The organism is Ammoniphilus sp. YIM 78166 (genome assembly GCF_004522215.1).
In the GTDB taxonomy this organism is placed as follows: Bacteria; Bacillota; Bacilli; order Aneurinibacillales; family RAOX-1; genus YIM-78166.
In genome coordinates, this window is the sequence record NZ_SDLR01000002.1 from 616,722 (window position 1) to 637,116 (window position 20,395).

Annotated in this window: 19 protein-coding genes and 1 pseudogene; 18 read left to right on the top strand and 2 right to left on the bottom strand. The window is 46.4% G+C overall.

Annotation, left to right across the window (positions count from 1 at the left end):
• Nucleotides 1-95 precede the first annotated feature (95 nt).
• The 15 genes and pseudogenes from EIZ58_RS09220 (at nucleotide 96) to rpe (ending at nucleotide 16,945) form a co-directional block, all read left to right on the top strand.
• The gene (locus tag EIZ58_RS09220) at nucleotides 96-2,831 is read left to right on the top strand and encodes a calcium-translocating P-type ATPase, SERCA-type (RefSeq protein ID WP_134700956.1); all 2,736 of its coding nucleotides are present in this window, start codon (nucleotides 96-98) and stop codon (nucleotides 2,829-2,831) included.
• A 70-nt stretch (nucleotides 2,832-2,901) separates the two neighbouring features.
• Nucleotides 2,902-3,786: a YicC/YloC family endoribonuclease gene (locus tag EIZ58_RS09225; protein WP_134700305.1), complete on the top strand. Its 885-nt coding sequence runs from the start codon at nucleotides 2,902-2,904 to the stop codon at nucleotides 3,784-3,786.
• Between the two features lie 13 nt (nucleotides 3,787-3,799).
• Nucleotides 3,800-4,060 (top strand): extracellular matrix/biofilm regulator RemA, encoded by a 261-nt coding sequence (gene remA / locus EIZ58_RS09230; RefSeq protein ID WP_134700306.1) that lies wholly within the window; start codon nucleotides 3,800-3,802, stop codon nucleotides 4,058-4,060.
• Nucleotides 4,053-4,688: a guanylate kinase gene (gene gmk, locus EIZ58_RS09235; RefSeq protein ID WP_134700307.1), complete on the top strand. Its 636-nt coding sequence runs from the start codon at nucleotides 4,053-4,055 to the stop codon at nucleotides 4,686-4,688. The genes remA and gmk overlap by 8 nt, the downstream gene beginning before the upstream one ends.
• A 3-nt stretch (nucleotides 4,689-4,691) precedes the next feature.
• Complete coding sequence (gene rpoZ / locus EIZ58_RS09240) at nucleotides 4,692-4,904, top strand: DNA-directed RNA polymerase subunit omega (protein WP_134700308.1); 213 nt, start codon at nucleotides 4,692-4,694, stop codon at nucleotides 4,902-4,904.
• 59 nt (nucleotides 4,905-4,963) lie between these two features.
• Nucleotides 4,964-6,172, top strand: a complete 1,209-nt coding sequence (coaBC, locus tag EIZ58_RS09245) for a bifunctional phosphopantothenoylcysteine decarboxylase/phosphopantothenate--cysteine ligase CoaBC (protein WP_134700309.1) — start codon at nucleotides 4,964-4,966, stop codon at nucleotides 6,170-6,172.
• Nucleotides 6,172-8,601: a primosomal protein N' gene (priA, locus tag EIZ58_RS09250; RefSeq protein ID WP_134700310.1), complete on the top strand. Its 2,430-nt coding sequence runs from the start codon at nucleotides 6,172-6,174 to the stop codon at nucleotides 8,599-8,601. The genes coaBC and priA overlap by 1 nt, the downstream gene beginning before the upstream one ends.
• 32 nt (nucleotides 8,602-8,633) lie before the next feature.
• The gene (def, locus tag EIZ58_RS09255; protein ID WP_134700311.1) at nucleotides 8,634-9,110 is read left to right on the top strand and encodes a peptide deformylase; all 477 of its coding nucleotides are present in this window, start codon (nucleotides 8,634-8,636) and stop codon (nucleotides 9,108-9,110) included.
• Nucleotides 9,111-9,174: 64 nt separating this feature from the next.
• A complete protein-coding gene (gene fmt / locus EIZ58_RS09260; RefSeq protein WP_134700312.1) occupies nucleotides 9,175-10,104 on the top strand; it encodes a methionyl-tRNA formyltransferase in 930 nt (309 codons plus the stop codon).
• A 19-nt stretch (nucleotides 10,105-10,123) separates the two neighbouring features.
• Complete coding sequence (rsmB, locus tag EIZ58_RS09265) at nucleotides 10,124-11,491, top strand: 16S rRNA (cytosine(967)-C(5))-methyltransferase RsmB (RefSeq protein ID WP_134700313.1); 1,368 nt, start codon at nucleotides 10,124-10,126, stop codon at nucleotides 11,489-11,491.
• Nucleotides 11,492-11,553: 62 nt separating this feature from the next.
• Nucleotides 11,554-12,621, top strand: a pseudogene (rlmN, locus tag EIZ58_RS09270) (dual-specificity RNA methyltransferase RlmN); the annotation flags it as partial.
• A gap of 72 nt (nucleotides 12,622-12,693) precedes the next feature.
• Nucleotides 12,694-13,461 carry a Stp1/IreP family PP2C-type Ser/Thr phosphatase gene (locus EIZ58_RS09275; RefSeq protein ID WP_134700315.1) on the top strand — a complete coding sequence of 256 codons (768 nt, stop codon included), beginning with the start codon at nucleotides 12,694-12,696 and terminating at the stop codon, nucleotides 13,459-13,461.
• Nucleotides 13,458-15,398, top strand: a complete 1,941-nt coding sequence (gene pknB / locus EIZ58_RS09280) for a Stk1 family PASTA domain-containing Ser/Thr kinase (protein WP_134700316.1) — start codon at nucleotides 13,458-13,460, stop codon at nucleotides 15,396-15,398. The genes EIZ58_RS09275 and pknB overlap by 4 nt, the downstream gene beginning before the upstream one ends.
• A 17-nt stretch (nucleotides 15,399-15,415) precedes the next feature.
• Complete coding sequence (gene rsgA, locus EIZ58_RS09285) at nucleotides 15,416-16,285, top strand: ribosome small subunit-dependent GTPase A (protein WP_134700317.1); 870 nt, start codon at nucleotides 15,416-15,418, stop codon at nucleotides 16,283-16,285.
• A 3-nt stretch (nucleotides 16,286-16,288) separates the two neighbouring features.
• Nucleotides 16,289-16,945: a ribulose-phosphate 3-epimerase gene (rpe, locus tag EIZ58_RS09290; RefSeq protein WP_134700318.1), complete on the top strand. Its 657-nt coding sequence runs from the start codon at nucleotides 16,289-16,291 to the stop codon at nucleotides 16,943-16,945.
• A gap of 130 nt (nucleotides 16,946-17,075) precedes the next feature.
• Here rpe and EIZ58_RS09295 read toward each other — a convergent pair whose 3' ends face one another.
• The gene (locus EIZ58_RS09295) at nucleotides 17,076-17,498 is read right to left on the bottom strand and encodes a hypothetical protein (protein ID WP_134700319.1); all 423 of its coding nucleotides are present in this window, start codon (nucleotides 17,496-17,498) and stop codon (nucleotides 17,076-17,078) included.
• A gap of 271 nt (nucleotides 17,499-17,769) precedes the next feature.
• Between EIZ58_RS09295 and spoVM the strand changes: the two genes are divergently transcribed.
• Nucleotides 17,770-17,850, top strand: a complete 81-nt coding sequence (spoVM, locus tag EIZ58_RS09300; protein ID WP_134700957.1) for a stage V sporulation protein SpoVM — start codon at nucleotides 17,770-17,772, stop codon at nucleotides 17,848-17,850.
• Between the two features lie 112 nt (nucleotides 17,851-17,962).
• Here the strand turns inward: spoVM and rpmB are convergent, their stop codons facing one another.
• A complete protein-coding gene (rpmB, locus tag EIZ58_RS09305; protein ID WP_134700320.1) occupies nucleotides 17,963-18,151 on the bottom strand; it encodes a 50S ribosomal protein L28 in 189 nt (62 codons plus the stop codon).
• A gap of 176 nt (nucleotides 18,152-18,327) precedes the next feature.
• On the opposite strand from rpmB, the gene EIZ58_RS09310 reads away from it, so the two are divergent.
• Both EIZ58_RS09310 and EIZ58_RS09315 read left to right on the top strand, forming a co-directional pair.
• Nucleotides 18,328-18,690, top strand: coding sequence for an Asp23/Gls24 family envelope stress response protein (locus tag EIZ58_RS09310; protein WP_134700321.1), 363 nt, complete (start codon nucleotides 18,328-18,330; stop codon nucleotides 18,688-18,690).
• Nucleotides 18,691-18,706: 16 nt separating this feature from the next.
• A complete protein-coding gene (locus EIZ58_RS09315; protein ID WP_370297665.1) occupies nucleotides 18,707-20,383 on the top strand; it encodes a DAK2 domain-containing protein in 1,677 nt (558 codons plus the stop codon).
• The last annotated feature ends 12 nt before the right edge of the window (nucleotides 20,384-20,395 follow it).

The window sequence follows — 20,395 nt, forward strand, 5'->3', positions numbered from 1 at the left end:
CTTAGGAAGGTAAAATCAAATCATTTTTTTAGGCTTGTCTGAATATGTTAGCTAGGGAAGATGCTGGAGGATGAGGAAGAGAGGTGGAATGGCAGTTGGAGACGAACCAATGGTACAACCTTACGGCACAGGAATGCATCGATCGCATGCAAACCGATCCGGTAAAAGGATTATCGAGTAAAGAGGCGAACCGCCGACTGGAGCAGGTTGGGGAAAACACCTTGCAAGAAAAGCATAAGGTTTCTCCCTTAATCATCCTGTTAAATCAGTTTAAGGACTTTATGGTTCTAGTCCTGTTGGCGGCAACTTTAATATCTGGGCTGTTAGGGGAGTATACGGATGCGATCACGATCATTGCGATTATCGTTATTAATGGAATCCTTGGTTTTATCCAAGAATACCGAGCGGAAAAGTCCTTAGGTGCCCTCAAGGAGCTAACGGCTCCTTCCGCCCATGTGGTTCGTGATGGAGAGCTTGTTCAAGTTCCAGCGAAGACCGTAGTACCTGGTGATTTGGTTTATTTTGAGGGTGGAGACCGTATTCCTGCTGATTTGCGCATTATTACCAGTCATGGATTACAGGTAGAGGAATCTGCATTGACCGGCGAGTCCGTACCCGTAAGTAAGATCGATGGGGTGATTGCCAACAAGGAAGTTCCTTTAGGGGATCAAAAAAACATGGCTTTCATGGGAACGCTTGTGACAAGAGGAACCGGACAAGGGATTGTTACGGGAACAGGCATGCAAACGGAAATGGGGAAAATTGCGGATCTGATTCAAACGACGGAAACGATGCAAACCCCTCTGCAGCAACGATTGGAGCAATTAGGAAAAATTCTCATTGTAATAGCCCTAGCTCTGACGGCGATGGTCGTTGTGGCCGGAATTATGCATGATCATAACCCATACCAAATGTTTTTAGCTGGCGTAAGCTTAGCTGTAGCAGCCATTCCAGAGGGGTTACCAGCTATCGTTACGATTGCATTGGCTCTGGGAGTGCAAAGGATGATCAAGAGAAGGGCCATTGTGCGAAAGCTCCCTTCCGTAGAAACCTTAGGCTGTGCAACGGTGATTTGTTCAGATAAGACGGGTACCCTAACGCAAAATAAGATGACCGTATGCGGGCTATGGGTGGAAGGAAAACAAATCACGGTTACCGGGACGGGCTATGAACCCAGTGGAGAATTTATATATGAAGGAAAAGAGATTTATCCAGAGAGACAGGCTGCTCTCAAGCGACTGCTAGAAATCAACGTTCTTTGCAATAATGCGAGGCTAGTGGAAGGAAAAGAAGGAAAAAAATCAGTCCTGCGTAAGGAGAAAAAAGATTGGACTATTATCGGAGACCCCACAGAGGGAGCTCTACTGGTTGTCTCCGCTAAAGCAGGTGTACAACTTAGCGCTCTCCAGCAGTGGGACCGCATCAAGGAATTTCCGTTTGATTCAGAAAGAAAAATGATGTCTGTTTTGGTTAAAGATCGTAAAGGGGAGCAGCTGCTCGCGGTCAAAGGAGCTCCTGACGTACTGCTCTCTCGCTGTACCCATATCTTAACGAATGGAAAAGTAACGGCATTGACTCCTTCCTTACGCAAGGAGATCGAGCAAAGTAACCAAGCTATGGCGGAACAAGCCCTTCGCGTATTGGGAGTGGCTTACCGCGATGTACCCGCCGGCGAGCGAATCGTCGATGAAAGCCAGGCAGAAAGCAAGCTGGTGTTTGTAGGCTTATGCGGAATGATTGATCCCCCAAGGGAAGAAGTCAAAGATTCCATTCGCCAATGCCGCACCGCGGGGATCAAAACGGTGATGATTACGGGGGACCATCAGACGACAGCGGAAGCCATTGCCCGTCAATTGGGCATTCTCCCCAAGGGTGGGTTGACAATAAATGGACAGGATTTATATAATATGTCCGATGAAGAATTCCATGATAAGGTAGATAAAATCTTTGTTTACGCCAGAGTTTCTCCAGAGCATAAGCTGAAAATTGTCCGAGCTCTTCAGTCTAAAGGCCACGTCGTGGCCATGACAGGTGATGGAGTAAATGATGCTCCGGCCATTAAAGCAGCAAATATTGGTATCGCAATGGGCATCACGGGTACAGATGTTTCCAAGGAAGCCTCGTCTCTAGTGCTTGCTGATGATAATTTTTCAACCATTGAAGCGGCCATAGAAGAAGGCCGAACGATCTATGATAATATTCGAAAGTTTATTCGTTACCTTTTAGCGTCCAACGTTGGGGAAATTCTCGTCATGTTCTTCGCGATGATGGCAGGAATGCCACTGCCGTTAGTACCTATTATGATTCTTTGGGTCAACCTGGTGACGGATGGATTGCCCGCCATGGCTCTAGGGGTGGATCAGCCTGAGCGAGATACCATGAACCGCCCGCCTCGCTCAAGCCGCGAGAGCATTTTTGCTAGAGGATTGGGCTGGAAAATTCTGAGTCGAGGTTTTCTAATCGGGGTATCTACCCTTGCTGCCTTCTGGCTTACCCTGCAAGCCCATCCCGATGATTTAACGAAGGCCCAGACCGTGGCTTTTGCTACGCTTGTTATGGCCCAATTGATCCATGTTTTTGATTGTCGAAGTGAACGTTCCGTCTTTCATCGCAATCCATTCCAGAATATGTATTTAGTTGTAGCGGTTATCATTTCTGTTTTTCTCTTGATTGGAGTCATTTACTTAGAAAATCTTCAGCCGATCTTCAAGACTACCGCGCTGGATGCCCAGGAGTGGATGATGCTTCTTGTGTTTGCCGCTATCCCTACGGTTGCAGTTGGAATTATGGGACTGCTCATGGAAACAATAAAAGGAAAAAGAACAGCTTAATGAGCAACGGCGTAATAGCCGTTGCTTTCTTTCAACTTAATTATAGTAGCTCTCTTAGGTCGGTGATAATATGTTAGCCAGTATGACAGGATATGGACAAGCTTTTGTACAACAGCGTGAGTTCGATCTCAGGGTAGAGATGAGAAGCGTGAATCATCGCTTTTTAGAGATCTCGATCCGGATGCCGCGCGAGTTTATTTCGCTAGAAGAAGTGATAAAGAAAAAAGTATGCGAGTATGTCCGGCGAGGAAAAATTGAGTTGTTTGTGGCCATGGAGAAGTCAGAGGCGGCCGTGCAAAATCTTACGATGAATTGGTCCTTAGCTAAGGAGTATTACACTTTATATGAAGAGTTAGTAGAACGCTTCCCAGCTGTGGAAAAGAGTATCCATCCAACTGAATTTCTCAACTTGCCAGGTCTTGTCAACATGCAAGAGGCAAGAGAAGAAGTGGATAAATATCTGCCCGCTGTATTAGAATCCGTCGAATTGGCTTGTCAGCAGTTAATACATATGAGAAAATCGGAAGGAAAGAACCTCCAATCGGATTTAACTTCTCGCCTTCAATCCATTCAATTATGGATGGAGGAAATTCGTTTTCGAACACCTTTGGTTTCGCAGCAATATCGAGAAAGACTGACGAATAGAATGAAGGAATATCTTACTGGTCAGTGGGACGGCGATGAGGCGAGAATTCTTACCGAAGTCGCTGTCTTCGCAGAAAAAGCCAGCATAGATGAGGAATTGACGAGACTGTCTAGCCATTGTCAGCAATTTTTACTTATCTTGCAAGAAGCAGAGCCTGTGGGCCGCAAGTTAGATTTTTTGGTTCAGGAGATGAATCGGGAAGCGAATACCATCGGCTCCAAGGCTAATGATTTAGAAATAAGCAAAAAGGTAGTAGATTTAAAGGCGGAATTGGAAAAGATTAAAGAACAAGTGCAGAATATAGAATGACGGGGGTGTTTGGGTGGCCATTAAGCTAATTAATATTGGATTCGGTAATATTGTCTCTGCCAACAGAATTATATCCATTGTGAGCCCTGAATCGGCCCCAATTAAGCGGATTATCCAAGAAGCCAGGGATCGGGGAGTATTGATTGATGCTACATATGGGAGAAGAACGCGTGCAGTGATTATAACGGACAGTGACCACGTGATATTATCCGCTGTTCAGCCTGAAACCGTTGCCCAGCGTTTATCTACGAAAGAGGAGGATCCTGATGAATAAGAACGATACAGAGTTCCTATATGACAAGGGCTTGCTCGTTGTCCTTTCAGGTCCATCTGGAGTTGGGAAGGGCACGGTTTGCGCAGCACTTAGGCAGATCATGCCCGAATTGATTTATTCCGTTTCGGCAACCACTAGGGCTATGCGGCAGGGGGAGCAGGAGGGGGTAAACTACTTTTTTAAGACGAAGGAGGAGTTCAAGCGGATGATTGAAAATGATCAGCTGCTTGAGTGGGCAGAGTATGTAGGAAACTACTACGGTACCCCCCGAGACTTCGTCGACCAACAGCTAGATGAGGGAAAAGATGTTATACTGGAAATTGAAGTGCAAGGAGCCTTGCAGGTAAAAGAAAAATTTCCTCAGGGAATCTTTATTTTTCTTGCTCCTCCAGATCTGGCTGAATTGCGAAGCAGAATTGTAGGCAGAGGCACGGAGACTGAAGAAACCATCAATTCGCGCATGAGCGTGGCCAAAGAAGAAATCGAGCTGATGGATAAGTATAACTACGTTGTTGTTAACGATGAGGTGGAGAAGGCTTGCCATCGCATTCAAGCCATTGTCCTGGCTGAACACCTGAAAAAGGACAGGCAAATTGCAAAATATCGGAAATGGCTAAAGGAGGTATAATAGATGATCTATCCATCTATTGATAAATTGGTAAACAAGGTGGAAAGTAAGTATACACTGGTCAGCTTGGCTTCGAAGAGAGCCCGTCAATTAAGAGAAAACGAAAGAGATATTCGAGTGGATAAACCGATCTCGAAGAAATATGTAGGGATCGCACTAGAAGAAATCTTGGATGCTAAATTATTGTTTGAAAAGCCGAAAGTAGTAGATCGCTAGGCAAAATAACAACCTTTTTAGGTTGTTATTTTCCATTTTGAGGTAAGGAGGAGAAACCAGTGCTTCAAGGAAAAACGATCGTGCTTGGGGTGACGGGGGGAATTGCAGCCTATAAGGCTGCCGCTTTATGCAGTGCCTTGGTTCAAAAAGGCGCAGAGGTTCGTGTGATACTGAGCTCTTCGTCCCGGCAATTTATCCAGCCGCTTACATTTCAAGCCTTGTCGAGACATCATGTCATTGTTGATACGTTTGAAGAAAAAGATCCCTCTGTCATCGCCCACATTGATTTGGCGGACCGGGCAGATTTGGTGGTTATTGCTCCAGCAACAGCGAACGTTCTGGCTAAGGCTGCTCTTGGTTTAGGGGATGATATGCTCACCACCACGTTATTGGCAACCCAAGCGCCTGTCATGGTATGTCCTGCCATGAATGTTCATATGTACCAGCATCCTGCTGTTCAGAAAAATATGCAAACCTTAAAAGAACGCGGAGTCCTGTTTGTTGAGCCTGGAGAAGGCTTTTTAGCCTGCGGGTATACAGGAAAAGGGAGAATGGCGGAGCCGGAAGCGATTGTTGAGGCGATCATCAGTCAGTTTGAAGTGAAAAAAGATCTCGTCGGCAAGCGGGTGCTTATTACAGCGGGAGCTACACGTGAAGCCGTGGATCCGGTACGATTTTTCACGAATCGTTCCACGGGAAAGATGGGCTATGCCCTTGCGGAAGCTGCACAGGCTAGAGGCGCCCAGGTGACCTTAATTAGCGGCGGATCCAATCCGCTGGCCAGGCCGGATGGCGTAGAATGGATCCCTATTGAATCTGCTGAGGATATGTACCAGGCTGTTATGTCTCGAGCGGATGAGGCCGATATTATTATTAAGTCAGCGGCAGTGGCCGATTATCGACCGGCTGTGATCTATGATCAAAAAATGAAGAAAAAAGAGGGCAACTTAACCATAGAGCTGGTCCGCACCAAGGATATTCTCCGGCAGTTAGGGGAGCAAAAGCTCGCTCATCAAGTCTTGGTTGGATTTGCAGCGGAAACGGAAAATGTGGAAGAAAATGCGATGAAAAAGGTACATGTAAAGAATCTTGATTTTATTGTGGCCAATAACGTCGCTCAAGTTGGTGCTGGCTTCGGAACGGATACCAATATTGTAAGCTTATACGATCGCAACGGTCTTCTCTTGTCACTGCCTCAGCTCAGCAAACGAGAGGTTAGCGATCGGATTCTCGATGAGGCTATTGTACGATTTGAGGGCAAAAAGTAGTGTATGCACAAGTCATAGTAGATGTTCCGCATGTGGAAACCGACCGTACCTTTGACTATCTTGTACCTGAATCGTTCAGGGAATGGATCGCGGTAGGGAGCCGAGTTTGGGTCCCTTTTGGACATCGTGTCCTTCAAGGCTATGTTATAGGGCTATCTTCGGTGTCACCGATTAGAGAGGTGAAGGAGATACAAGATGTGTTGGACCTTACTCCTCCGTTGACAGAAGAGCTAGTTTCCTTGGGCGAATGGATTAGCCAGCAATACATCTGTCGGTTGTACAGCGCCCTTCAAGCGATGCTGCCAGCAGCTCTCCGTTCGAGCTATCAAAAAGAAGTATCGCTCACTGAAAAAGGTAGGGAGCAGGTTTGGCTACTTGAAAGTGAGCAAAAATTGATGAATTTTATTTCGAATCAAGAGCCTGTACCCTTTGACCAGGTGCTTAAGGATTTTCCGGATGAGCGATCTTTTTTCATGTCAGCTATACGTCTTGGGTACCTAAGCTGTGAGCAAGTGGTCAAGGACCGGATCACCCGCAAGACGCTACTGTATGTGAAATCGGCGACATCGGATGAACGAATGAAAGAAGCCATTGAAGGCTTGTCCAAGCAAGCGGAGAAACAAAAGCAGGTTCTTCGCTACATGCTTACACAGAGCGGCCCTCTTCCAATGAAAGTTTTGCTAGCCGACTTGCAAATCTCCGCTTCCTCTGTCAAGGCTCTGGTGGAAAAAGGGTTATTAAGCATTGAGGAAGTAGAAGAACGCCGTGATCCCTATGCCGGGAGAAGCTTTCAAAAAGACCAAGCTGTGCAATTTACCGAGACGCAAGCAAGTGTAATCTCTCACCTAGAACAGGCCTTAGAGAGAAGACAAGCATCCGTTCATCTTCTCCATGGAGTAACGGGAAGCGGGAAGACGGAAGTCTATCTCGAAGCAATAGCAAGATGTTTGGAGCTTGGCAAAGAAGCGATTGTCCTAGTACCTGAGATTTCTTTAACCCCGCAGATGGTGAACCGATTTAAAGCAAGATTTGGAGAACAGGTTGCCGTTCTCCATAGTAGATTATCTCATGGGGAACGGTATGATGAATGGAGAAGGATTAGACAAGGGGAAGTAAGTGTAGTCGTAGGAGCAAGATCGGCTATTTTTGCCCCCTTCACGAAGCTAGGACTCATTATTATGGATGAGGAACATGAGGGGACCTATAAGCAAGAGGAAACGCCTCGTTATCATGCCCGAGATATAGCCGTCCAGAGAGCCCATTTCCACCAAGCGGTAGCCCTATTCGGAAGTGCTACGCCAGCGATGGAAACGTTTTTTAAGGCAAGTAAAGGAGAAATCGAGTATCTCTCCATGCCCGAGCGGGTTGGAGCAAGACCTCTGCCTTCTGTAGAAATTGTGGACATGAGAGACGAGCTCCGCAGCGGAAATCGAACCATGTTTAGTCGGGCGTTGTCTCAGGCTATTGCGCTTCGGCTGGAGCGAAAAGAACAAATGGTTCTTTTTCTAAATCGTCGAGGCTTCTCCACTTTTGTGATGTGTCGTTCATGCGGTCATTCTCTCCAATGCCCCCACTGTGATATCTCGCTCACTTATCACCGAACGAATCAAACCGTCAGGTGCCATTATTGCGGACATACGGAGCGTGAAACGACAGAATGTCCCTCTTGCGGAAGCGGGCATATCCGACATTTTGGAACAGGTACACAAAAGGTCGAAGAAGAGCTTAGTAAGCACTTCCCCGGTATCCGGGTGATTCGTATGGATGTGGATACTACTTCGCAAAAGGGCTCACATGAAAAGCTGTTGACGATGTTTCGCGAAGGGCAAGGGGATGTTCTCTTAGGAACGCAAATGATTGCTAAAGGTCTAGACTTTCCCAAAGTCACGCTGGTTGGCGTTATCGCTGCTGATACCGTTTTAGGTATGCCTGACTTTCGGGCAGCCGAGAGAACGTTCCAGCTTCTCACGCAAGTAGGAGGACGTGCAGGCAGACATGAGCTGCCGGGTGAAGTCATTATTCAAACGTATAACCCGGAGCATTACAGTATCGAATTGGCTAAGGATCACAAGTATGACCGCTTCTTCTCCTTAGAGCTCAAGCATAGATATGAAAAAGGATATCCCCCGTACTATCGTCTTGTGCTGTTCACCTTTTCATCGCCCAACGTTCCCCTAGTCGTCAAAACGGCGGACGAATGGGTAAAAACGCTCCGCCAGACCCTTCCGTCCAGCGTGTTTCTGCTCGGACCCGTTGCTTCTCCTATCCCAAGGATCAAAGATAGATATCGATTTCAATGCATGATAAAATACAGGGATGAGCCAGAAGTACTGGCATGGGTTAAAAAACTGGCGGAAGCTTTTGCAAGAGACCAAAAATCAGGAGATATCCAGCTTACGATTGATGTAGATCCGCAGATGTTGATGTAAAACATAGAATGAGTCAAAGGAGGCGCTAAACGATGGGAATACGTATGATTGTAAAACATCCCGACCCGGTATTAAGAGAAAAGTGTGTGGAGGTAAAGAATTTTAATGCTAATCTTCACAAGCTGTTAGACGATATGGCCCAGACCATGTATGACGCAGATGGAGTAGGATTGGCTGCCCCTCAGGTCGGCATTCTCAAGCGAGTGATTGTGATGGACTGCGGGGATGGCCTGATCGAAATGATTAATCCAGAAATCATCGAAAGGGAAGGCGAGCAACTCGGTCCAGAAGGTTGCTTAAGCATTCCGGGGAAGATGGGAGATGTGCGCCGAGCGATGCGAGTGAAGGCAAAGGGACAGGATCGCCATGGCAACCCGATTGAAGTAGAAGGAGACGAGTTATTGGCTCGCTGCATCCAGCATGAGATTGACCACTTAAACGGGGTTTTATTTGTTGATTTAGCGGAAACGATGTATGAAAGAGACCCAAACGAACCTGACCGAGGGTAGAGAAACTGGCTAATTAGCCAGTTTCTTCTTTGTAAACTATAGGATAGAAATGAGGTTGATGAGGATGAATATTATTTTTATGGGAACACCTGATTTTGCGGTGCCGTGCCTAGAGAAGTTGGTTGGAGCGGGCTATTCAATAGTAGAGGTTGTAACTCAACCTGATCGGCCGAAAGGCCGAAAAAAAGAATTGACCCCTCCACCGGTTAAAGAGGCAGCCCTGAAGCACGGGATTCCGGTTTTTCAGCCGGAAAAGCTAAAAAGCCCAGAATCCGTGGAACATATCGTTTCGTTAAGACCGGATCTGATTGTCACGGCTGCATACGGGCAAATTTTGCCGAAGTCCATCATTGACCTGCCCAAATGGGGGTGCATTAATGTTCATGCTTCGCTTTTGCCAAAGTATCGGGGAGGAGCTCCTATACATAAGTCCATTATTGAAGGAGAACAGGAAACGGGTGTCACCATTATGTATATGGTTGAGAAACTAGATGCTGGTGATATTCTTTCCCAAGTCGTCGTTCCTATCGAGGATCAAGACCATGTAGGGACCTTACATGATAAGCTGTCCGAGGCAGGGTCAGCGCTTCTGCTGGAGACAATACCTTTGTTGGTGGAGGACAAGATTACCCCTCGCAAGCAAGAGGAAGAGCTTGTCACCTACGCGTGGAATATACAAAGGGAAGATGAAAAAATTAATTGGAACAAGTCGGCAAGGGAAATCTATAATCAAATCCGCGGCTTGCATCCATGGCCTGTTGCCTATGCTCAGCTTGGGGATCAAGTGTTTAAAGTTTGGTGGGCTGAAGTTGTAGCCGAGGACTCAACCGGTCAAGAGCCTGGGAGCATTTTAAGCTGGCAGCCGGAAGGAATTGATGTCGCTTGCGGAAATGGGATTGTTCGGCTAAAGGAAGTACAACCAGCAGGCAAAAAAAGAATGAGTGTGTCGGACTTTGTTCGCGGCGTAGGGCAGTTAGGCGTACAATTTACGTAAGAGGAAGGGGACAAATACAATGGCGCAATTGGTTTCAGCCCGGTCCATCGCCCTTCAAGTTCTGAATGATGTACAGGAGAAGGAATCCTTTAGTAACTTACAGCTGAACGCAGCGCTCAAGCGCGAAGAATTAGACCGACGGGATGCGGGGCTTGCCACGGAGCTTGTCTATGGGACACTCTCTAGGTTGAATACACTCGATTGGCTCTTGGGAAAGCTGATCAATAAGCCTATTCACAAGCTGGAGATATGGGTTCAAAATCTTCTGCGCATGTCTCTCTATCAGCTTCATTATCTTGATAAAATACCCGATCGCGCCGTGGTGCATGAGGCAGTAGAAGAAGCCAAACGCCGTGGACATAAGGGGACAGTCGGTTTCATCAATGGAGTGTTGCGGAATTACCTTCGAAGCAAGGACAGTTTTCTTGTACCTGAGCAATGGCCAAAATTTAAAAAAATAGCGATCGAGCATTCGCATCCTGAGTGGCTAGTGAAGAGATGGCTTAGCTCCTTCGGGGAAAAAGACACGGTTGAAATGTGTAAGGTAAACAACCTTCCACCATCTATCAGCATAAGGTGCAATGTGTTGAAAACGGATAGGGATACACTAGCGCAGGCTATCAAAGAGGAATTCTCAAGTGCCGCTGTGGAATTCTCAGAGCTGGCTCCACAGGGCTTCATCTTATCCCAGGTAGGGAATATTGCTCTTTCCCGTGTATACCGTCAAGGGCTCTGTACGGTTCAAGATGAAAGCTCTATGTTGGTTGCTCATGCCTTGCAGCCAGCTCCAGGTATGGAGGTGCTGGATATGTGTGCGGCGCCAGGAGGAAAAACGACGCATATCGCCGAGAGGATGAACAATCAAGGAAAGATACTAGCTTTAGATATCCATCAGCATAAATTAAAGCTTATTGAAGATAATGCAGCTCGCCTAGGCGTGACCATCATAGAAACTCGACAAGCTGACGCCCGAGCACTGCCTGAGGAACTCTATCCTGGTTTATTTGATCGCGTGTTAGTGGATGCCCCGTGCTCTGGTTTTGGCGTAATCCGCAGAAAACCAGATCTCAAATGGCAGAAGAGTCTTCAGGACATCTCTGCCATTGCGCAAACACAGCGTCAAATCTTGCAAGAGGCATCTCGCTGGGTGAAGGAGGGAGGCACTCTTGTATATAGTACTTGCACGGTAGATCCAGAAGAAAACAGTCGGTTAATTCACCGCTTTTTAGATGAGACTCCTGCCTTCTCGTTAGACGAGTCGCTTGTGGAGGATATGCCCTCCCTTGTCCGTCCTTACTTCCATAAATCTGGGGGATATATCCAAATCCTTCCTCATCAATTTGGGAGTGATGGGTTTTTTATTTCACGTTTACGGCGTCATTCTTAGTCTTTTAGGTTTCTCTATGTTAGAATGAGAGGAAAGCAAACGAAGAATGTTGGGAAAACTACATAAAAAACGAAAGAAATGGTGATTCACAATTGAAACCATTAATTTATGATTTGCGGTTTGAGGCTTTACAGCAGTGGCTAGAACAGAACGGAGAAAAAGCGTTTCGAGCAGGGCAAATTTTTGATTGGCTCTACGTCAAAAGAGTAAACCAATTTGAAGAGATGAGTAACCTATCGAAAGCCTTGAGGGATAAACTGGAGGCTCATTTTGAGCTTGCTGGCTTAAAGGAAATCACCCGGCAGGAGTCGGCTGACGGTACGATTAAGTTTCTTTTTTCTTTACATGATGCCCACGCCATTGAAACCGTGATTATGAGACATAACTATGGGAACAGTATCTGCGTCACGACGCAGGTAGGATGCCGTATTGGGTGTACGTTTTGTGCCTCTACTTTAGGAGGTCTAAAGCGGAATCTGACGGCAGGCGAGATTGTCTCCCAAGTGCTGATGGCACAGAGAGCACTAGACGAAGATAGTGCAAGGGCAAGCCATGTGGTCGTCATGGGGATTGGGGAGCCATTCGAAAATTTTGATGCGCTGCTCGACTTTCTCTATGTTATCAACCATGATAAAGGCCTAAATATTGGACAAAGGCACATTACCGTTTCTACAAGCGGGATTGTTCCTAAGATCTATGAGTGGGCCGATGATATGAACCAATTTAATCTTGCGATCTCGCTTCATGCCCCTAATTCGGAAATTCGTTCTAGGCTCATGCCTGTCAATCGTCGCTTTCCTCTCCCAGACCTGATGGAAGCTTGTCGATACTATGTGAATAAGACAGGACGAAGAATTACGTTTGAGTATGGTCTATTTGGCGGAGTCAACGATCAGGTGGAGCACGCAGAAGAGTTGGCTGAACTGATTGGAACGTTGAACTGTCATATAAATCTGATTCCGGTCAATTATGTTCCTGAAAGAGACTATGTACGCACACCGCGTGACGATATTTTTGCTTTTCAGCGAACGCTGCAGAAAAAAGGCTTAAATGCCACGATCCGCAGGGAACACGGAAGCGATATCGCTGCTGCTTGCGGGCAGCTTCGTGCACAGCATGCCAAAAACAAACAGGGTGAGGAAGCTCTTTCTTCCGCATCTGCGAAAAGAGAAGCTGCAGAGGAAATAACGAGGTGAGAAAGGATGCAAGCAGCCTACAAAACACATATCGGCTGTGTTCGAGCGTTTAACGAGGATACGGGAGCGGTTGTCAATCTGCACAATGGGTATATTGTTGCTATTGTTGCGGATGGAATGGGAGGTCATCAAGCAGGGGATGTTGCTAGCTTGATGGCGGTTGATATTGTCAAGATGGAGCTGCAGGAATTGCCGGATCGGCTTACCCCAGACGATGCCATTGACCGTCTGGACCGTGCTATTCTCTTGGCTAACGATGCGGTCTATAACTATTCCAAAAGTCACGATGACTGCCATGGGATGGGAACGACTGTAGCGGCTTGCATTGTCAGCAAGGAATGGCTGGTTATCGGGCATATAGGCGATAGCCGAATCTATCGGGTCTCAAACGAAGAGATTACCCAATTAACCAATGATCACTCCCTTGTCAATGAACTCTTAAGAAATGGTCAAATCACAGCAGAAGAAGCAGTAAACCACCCACAAAAAAACATTTTGATTCGGGCCTTAGGTACAGACCACAACGTCGAGGTAGAACTGAAGGCTATGGAATGGGAAGCCGGAGATCAACTTCTTTTATGTTCGGACGGTCTCTCGAATAAAGTATCTGCTGACGACATGGCTTATACGATGCAAAACGCAGCCACAATAGAAGATGCCGTAGATAACTTAATTGAAAAAGCGCTGCAAGCGGGTGGTGAGGATAACATTACCGCAATTATTGTAGCCGGTCCGGACAGCCCTCCTCCCAGGGGAAGCGAGGTGACTGAATGATTGGTAAGCGCCTAGGCGGTCGATATGAAGTGGAGCAGCGGATTGGCGGAGGCGGCATGGCCGTCGTTTATAAAGCCCATGATAATTTGTTAAACCGCACCGTTGCACTTAAGATCCTCCGATCCCAATTTGGGCATGATGATGATTTTATTGGTCGATTTCGTCGGGAGGCTCAAGCGGCTGCTTCACTATCCCATCCCAATGTAGTCAATGTGTATGATGTAGGGGAAGAGGATGATATCCAATACATCGTAATGGAATATGTTGAGGGCTTAACCTTAAAAGAGCTGATTACGCAACAAGGAAAATTGCAACTAGATGAAGCGATCCATATTGCCATACAGATTTGTGATGCACTTGAACACGCCCATCATAATCATATTATTCATCGGGATATCAAGCCGCACAACATTCTGATCGGGCCGCGAAGACGCGTAAAGGTAACAGATTTTGGCATTGCCCGTGCAGTGACCTCTGCCACGATCACCCATACTGGTTCGGTGATTGGATCGGTTCATTATTTCTCTCCTGAACAAGCAAGGGGAGGAATTAGCGGGGAAAAATCGGATATCTATTCTTTAGGAGTTGTTATCTACGAGATGGTTACGGGGCAGGTTCCCTTTTCCGGAGATTCGCCGATTAGTGTAGCACTGAAGCATCTCCAGGAAAATATCGTCCCCCCTCGAGAGCTAAATCCCGAACTTCCCCAAAGCGTAGAAAATGTGATTCTTCGTGCTTTGGTAAAGGATCCTTTGCACCGCTATCAATCTGCTAGGGATATGCAAATGGACCTCAAAACCTGCTTAGACCCGAATCGCCTGAATGAGCCTCCTTTCGTAGTGGAGCACGACGATGAGGAAGCAACGCGGATCATTCCTGCTATTACGCCGGAAATGATGAAACAGATGGAAGGTAGACAAATCGAGGACGAGGACGATGATGACGGCAGGCCTCGTCGCGACGCTGTCACCGAAGCCAAGCCCCGAAAGTGGATCAAATCGCTAGCCTGGATAAGTTTCCTGTCGGCTTTTTTTGTGATCGCGCTCTATGGATTTAATTACTTAATTGGGATCTTTTATGTTCCCGAAGTGGTAACCCCTCGTGTCGAAAGGATGTACTTAGAAGAAGCGATTAAGGTCCTTAATGAAAAAGACCTGAATTACGTGATCCAGGAGCGCTTTAACGATGAAGTGCCCAAAGATATGGTGATCCGTCAAACTCCCCCCCCCAGCATGAGGGTGAAACAAAAATCGGAAATTACGCTTTTCGTCAGCAAAGGCCAGCAAGAGATTGCGATGCCGGACCTCGTAGGGTTACCAGAGCGGCATATTGAGCTGCAGGTGGAGAAATTTGCAAATGTTAAGATTGAACGTAAACCGAGCAATGATTACGCCAGTGGAATCGTGATGAATCAAGAGCCTTCTGCCGGAGAAATGGTGATTCCCTCCCAAACGAATGTCCTAATTCAGATCAGTACGGGGAAACAAACGGTGCTCGTACCTGACCTGCAAGGACTGACAGTGGACCAGGCAGAGGCAGCACTAGCTAGAGCAGGCCTGAAGAAAGGCAGAGTCAAGCTTGAGGCGAGTTACCTCAAAGAAGGAACGATCTTTCGGCAATATCCCTTCCAGGCGGGCAGCCAAGCTTCACCTGGAGCAGAGATTGAACTGGGCGTAAGCAGTGGTTTTCCGCCAGATGCCAAGGTCGTCTCTGAACCGGTACTCGTCTTGCTTGGTGATCAGCCCTCGGCAGATATTATGATCCAAGTATCTGATGCTCGCGGAAAAGAGATTGAATTGGTACGCAAGACCATTCGCCAATCGGATACGTTTGATGTGGAGGTTGTCCTGTCTCCGTCCCAGGATGCCACCATCACGATATACAAAGATGGAAGTTTACTGGAAAAACGGAATATCCAATATGTGGATGTTCCTTGACGCACAGGAGGATAGGCATGCCTGAAGGTAGGATTATCAAGGCATTAAGTGGTTTTTATTATGTACTCGATGGGGATACCATTTGGCAATGCAGGGCCAGAGGTCTTTTTAAGAAAAAAGGGATTACCCCTTTAGTGGGCGACTGGGTGACTTATGATCAGGAGAATAATCAAGAGGGGTATGTTCAAACAATTGATGACCGTTCCACGGAACTAGTTCGCCCACCCATCGCCAATGTAGATCAAGCGATTCTGGTATTCTCGTTAGCTCAGCCTGCTATGAGTCACTTATTATTGGATAAGTTTCTCGTCCATACTGAATCAGCTGGGATTCAGAGCATCATCTGCTTGTCGAAGGCGGATCTGCTGGATGACGGGATCGATCAAGTAGAGCAGCTGTATCGAGGGATAGGCTATGAAGTACTTGTGACAAGTAAGGAATCACCACAAGGAATCAAAGAGCTTAGAGAAATGCTCAAAGGACGTATTTCCGTTCTAGCCGGTCAATCTGGAGTGGGGAAATCCACATTACTGAACGCCTTGTTGCCTGGGGTCAATCTTCAAACCGGAGAAGTCAGTGAAAGACTTAGGAGAGGGAAGCATACGACTCGGCATGTAGAACTGATACCGGTTGATGGCGGGTTTGTGGCCGATACGCCTGGGTTTAGTCAGCTTGATTTTTTTGAAATTACACCAGAGGAATTAAGCCACTATTTTATCGAAATGAGGCCCTTTATCCCAGAGTGTAAGTTTAGGGGATGCACGCATTTAAGTGAACCCCAATGCGCGGTAAGATCTGCGCTGGAAGAGGGAAAGATCCCTGCTTCACGCTACGAAAGCTACAAACAGTTTATTGAAGAGATAAAGGACAAAAAGCGGAGGTACTAATATATGCAAAGACCCATAATCATTGCCCCTTCGATCCTATCCGCTGATTTTTCCAAATTGGGAGAAGAGATTCGTGAGGTAGAGCAAGGGGGAGCCGACTATATTCACGTGGATGTTATGGATGGTCATTTTGTACCTAATATCACCATCGGCCCTTTAGTCGTGCAAGCCATTCGACCACACACCAAGCTTCCACTCGATGTTCATTTAATGATTGAAGCTCCTGACCGTTACATCCCTGAATTCGCTAAACAAGGAGCAGATATCATTACCGTTCACCAAGAAGCCTGCACGCATCTGCATCGAACGATCCATCTTATCAAGGAGTACGGTGCCAAGGCCGGAGTCGTACTCAACCCAGCCACGCCTATCATGACCATTGAGCCTATTCTAGAAGACCTTGACATGGTTTTACTGATGACGGTGAATCCAGGGTTTGGCGGACAAAAATTTATCCCTAGCGTGTTGCCGAAAATCAGACAACTGAGGCAGTTGCTCAATGATCGCGGACTTCATCAGGTAGATATAGAAGTCGATGGGGGAGTGACAGCGGAGACGGCTAGATGGGTAATAGAAGCGGGGGCTAATGTATTGGTGGCAGGCAGCGCTATTTATAACCAGACGGATCGGAAAGCGGCTATTGAAGCGATTAGAGGATAGGGATATACAAGAAAAAAGAGTGAGATCTCGCAAGAGAGTCTCACTCTTTTTTGGCAGATAAGAATTTATAAGATATCTAGAATTCTACATCTGCATAAGGGCAACTAGGCTGTAGCCAAGTTTTCTTTATCTATGCGTTTTGAGGCTCTTTTTGCCAGAAGCCCTCGTACACTTCTGTTTTCTCTTGCTCACTTAACATGCGGAAGCCATGCGTTACGAAGAACTCTTGCAGGGCTGCATCAATGGAACTGGCATAGATAGGCTTCTGGAGAATATAGGACTCATACTTGAGAAATTCAAGGCAGCGAGTGGCATCCGGCATCGCTTTTGGGCTGACATGAAGCTCGGCTAAATCTATATGGCGGTGGTACAGCTGATAATGTAGTTCAAAATGATCGTTAATCACCGTAATTAAACCGTCGTGATTAGAAGTAAATTGCCCCTGAATCGTTTTGACGAATTGCTTTATTCTATTCCTTTGAAAATACTGCGGAAAAATGACCATATTCGACTTGTGAATGGGTGGGGGGGTGAAAAGGCCCGCTTGTCCCATGTTGAACCCTCCTTTTCCTTATCCTTATTAGCCCATAAGTTAGGCTGTATGAAATCCTTACTTTAACCATATGAACAGAGATAACGACGTAGAACAGGATTTTAATAGGCTCAAAAAGAATTTAGGAACATTTCTGGCCGGGTCTTGAATATACTTTACTAAATGTTAATTGTTCATCGATCCATAGGGAATCTCAAGGGGGTCAATGGATTCTTTACAGGATGGCTGATGACGGTGAATGAACTTAACTAGGAGGTAAGGAGGGGCAGTCATGAAATTTTATACGATCAAGCTTCCGAAGTTTATAGGCGGTATGGTTAAGGTGGTACTGGGGGCTTTTAAGAAGAAATAATGACACAAAAGCTTTCAAAAGGGAGGATAGGCATCTTTTTATATTATAGGGTATGTACCTCCCTAAAACTAAAAAGAGCACCTAAACAGGTGCTCTTTTAGCATTCTATAAATTAAACACGGGTTACTTTACCGGATTTAAGAGCCTTTGCACTTACATAAACGCGCTTTGGTTTACCATCAACCAAGATGCGCACTTTTTGAACGTTAACGCCCCAAGAACGCTTAGATGCGCGATTGGAGTGGCTTCTTTTATTTCCAGTTCCAGCTTTTTTACCAGTTACAAAACATACGCGTGCCATTTTTTCCACCTCCCTGATACAACACCATCAGTAAAAGAAATACTAAAACATAATAACATATCCCTCTACTTTACGCAATATAGAATAGAAGAATTGAATGGTGTAAGCCTTTCAAATGCAGGAAGTTTGTAGTAAAATGGATAACAATCCACTCCCATGCAAAGGAGATTTACGCGATGACAGTAGAAATCAACACCTCACTAGGAAGAATTGACGTATCGAATGACGTAATTGCAACAATAGCCGGAGGTGCAGCAGTAGACTGTTATGGTTTAGTTGGCATGGCCTCTAGGAAAGCGTTAAAAGATGGCTTTACGGAACTGCTTGGAAAAGAAAACCTCAGCCGCGGTGTAAATGTAAAGGATCAAGAGGGTCCAATCGAAATTGATTTATATATTATTGTTAGTTATGGAGTGAAGATCTCCGAAGTAGCTCATAATGTTCAAAGTAAAGTCAAGTACACCCTAAATCAAACCCTAGGCCTTGATGTTGCAGCAGTAAATGTATTTGTACAAGGTGTGAGAGTGTCCGAAGCGTAGACCAGGAGGTACGGCAATTGACATGAAAGAACTTAATGCAAAAGAGTTAACGAAAATGTATCTGACTGGGGCAGCCACCCTTTCTCGCCATGCGGCTAAAGTGGATGCCCTGAACGTGTTTCCTGTTCCAGACGGAGATACCGGCACCAATATGAATTTGACCATGACTTCCGGAGTGGCAGAACTCCGGAAACAGCCTTCGGTCCACGCAGGAAGAGTAGCTCAAAGTTTATCTAAGGGGTTGCTCATGGGCGCAAGAGGGAATTCAGGCGTTATCTTGTCGCAGATCTTCCGAGGCTTCGCCAAGGCCGTTGGAGATCAGGAAACCATCAATGCGGCACAATTTGCTCAAGCTTTAACTCAGGGTGTTTCCAAGGCGTATGATGCCGTCATGAAGCCTGTAGAAGGAACGATTCTTACAGTAGCTAAAGATGCGGCTGCCGGAGCAGAAAGAGCAGCGAGAAAGTCTGAAGATGTCTTGGTTGTGCTGAAGGCTGCTGTAGATGCTGCTGAAGAGTCACTGTCTCGTACTCCCGACCTGCTGCCGGTCCTTAAGGAAGTAGGTGTTGTGGATTCTGGGGGACAAGGACTCGTCTATATCTATAGTGGTTTTTACCAAGCCTTAACGGGCGAGGAACAAGTTGAGAAAGAGACGAAGCTTTCTGAGGATGCTGTTGACTTGCAAGAGTTTTCTCAAGCCAAGGCCCAGATTCACCTGAAAACCGAAGATATCCAATATGGTTATTGCACTGAATTCCTAGTAAGGCTCAACAATCAGCTTCCCTTTCAACAAGGAAGATTCCGTGAAGATATGAGTCGGTTTGGGGATTCTTTGCTTGTTGTGGCTGACGAGGACTTAGTAAAAATACATATTCACAGCGAACAGCCGGGGGATGTCTTAAGCTTCGGACAACGATACGGGGAACTTATTGGCATTAAAATTGAAAATATGAGAGAACAGCATGCTCATATCCTGTCTGAGGAAGAAGATGATGAACCGTCTATCGAATCTCCAACTGCAGGGCGTAGACCTCGTCACCCGATTGGAGTTGTTGCCGTAGTGATGGGAGAAGGAATCTCGGAAATTTTCAAGAGTCTTGGCGTCGATGAGGTGGTAGTTGGCGGCCAATCCATGAATCCGAGCACCGAAGATCTTGTCAAAGCAGCCTCGCGCGTTCAAGCCGATCATATCCTTTTTCTACCTAATAATAAGAATGTTATTATGGCCGCTGAACAGGCACGTCAAATGCTTGACACCCCATCCTCGGTGATCCCAAGCCGTTCGATTCCTCAAGGAATGGCGGCGATGCTAGGGTTTAGGATGGACGAGTCTGCCGAGGTCAATCAGGAGGAAATGACAAAAGCACTTAGTCTAGTTAAGACAGGGCAAGTCACCTTTGCCGTTCGAGATACCAAGCTCGACCAAATCGACATCAGAGAGGGCGATTATCTTGGGTTAGCCAATGGTGAAATCGTAGCAACGGCTCCTTCAGTCATGGAGGCGGCGAAACACCTGCTGGCTAAAATGCTCGAAGAATCAGATGAGATTGTAACCATCCTGTATGGCGAGGATATTACGGCTGAGCAAGCACACGCCTTGCAGGAGCATCTGCAAGACCAGCATCCTGAGCTTGAAGTAGAGTGCTACGCAGGGGGACAACCTCTTTATTCGTTTATATTTTCGGTTGAATAGCATAAAAGACAG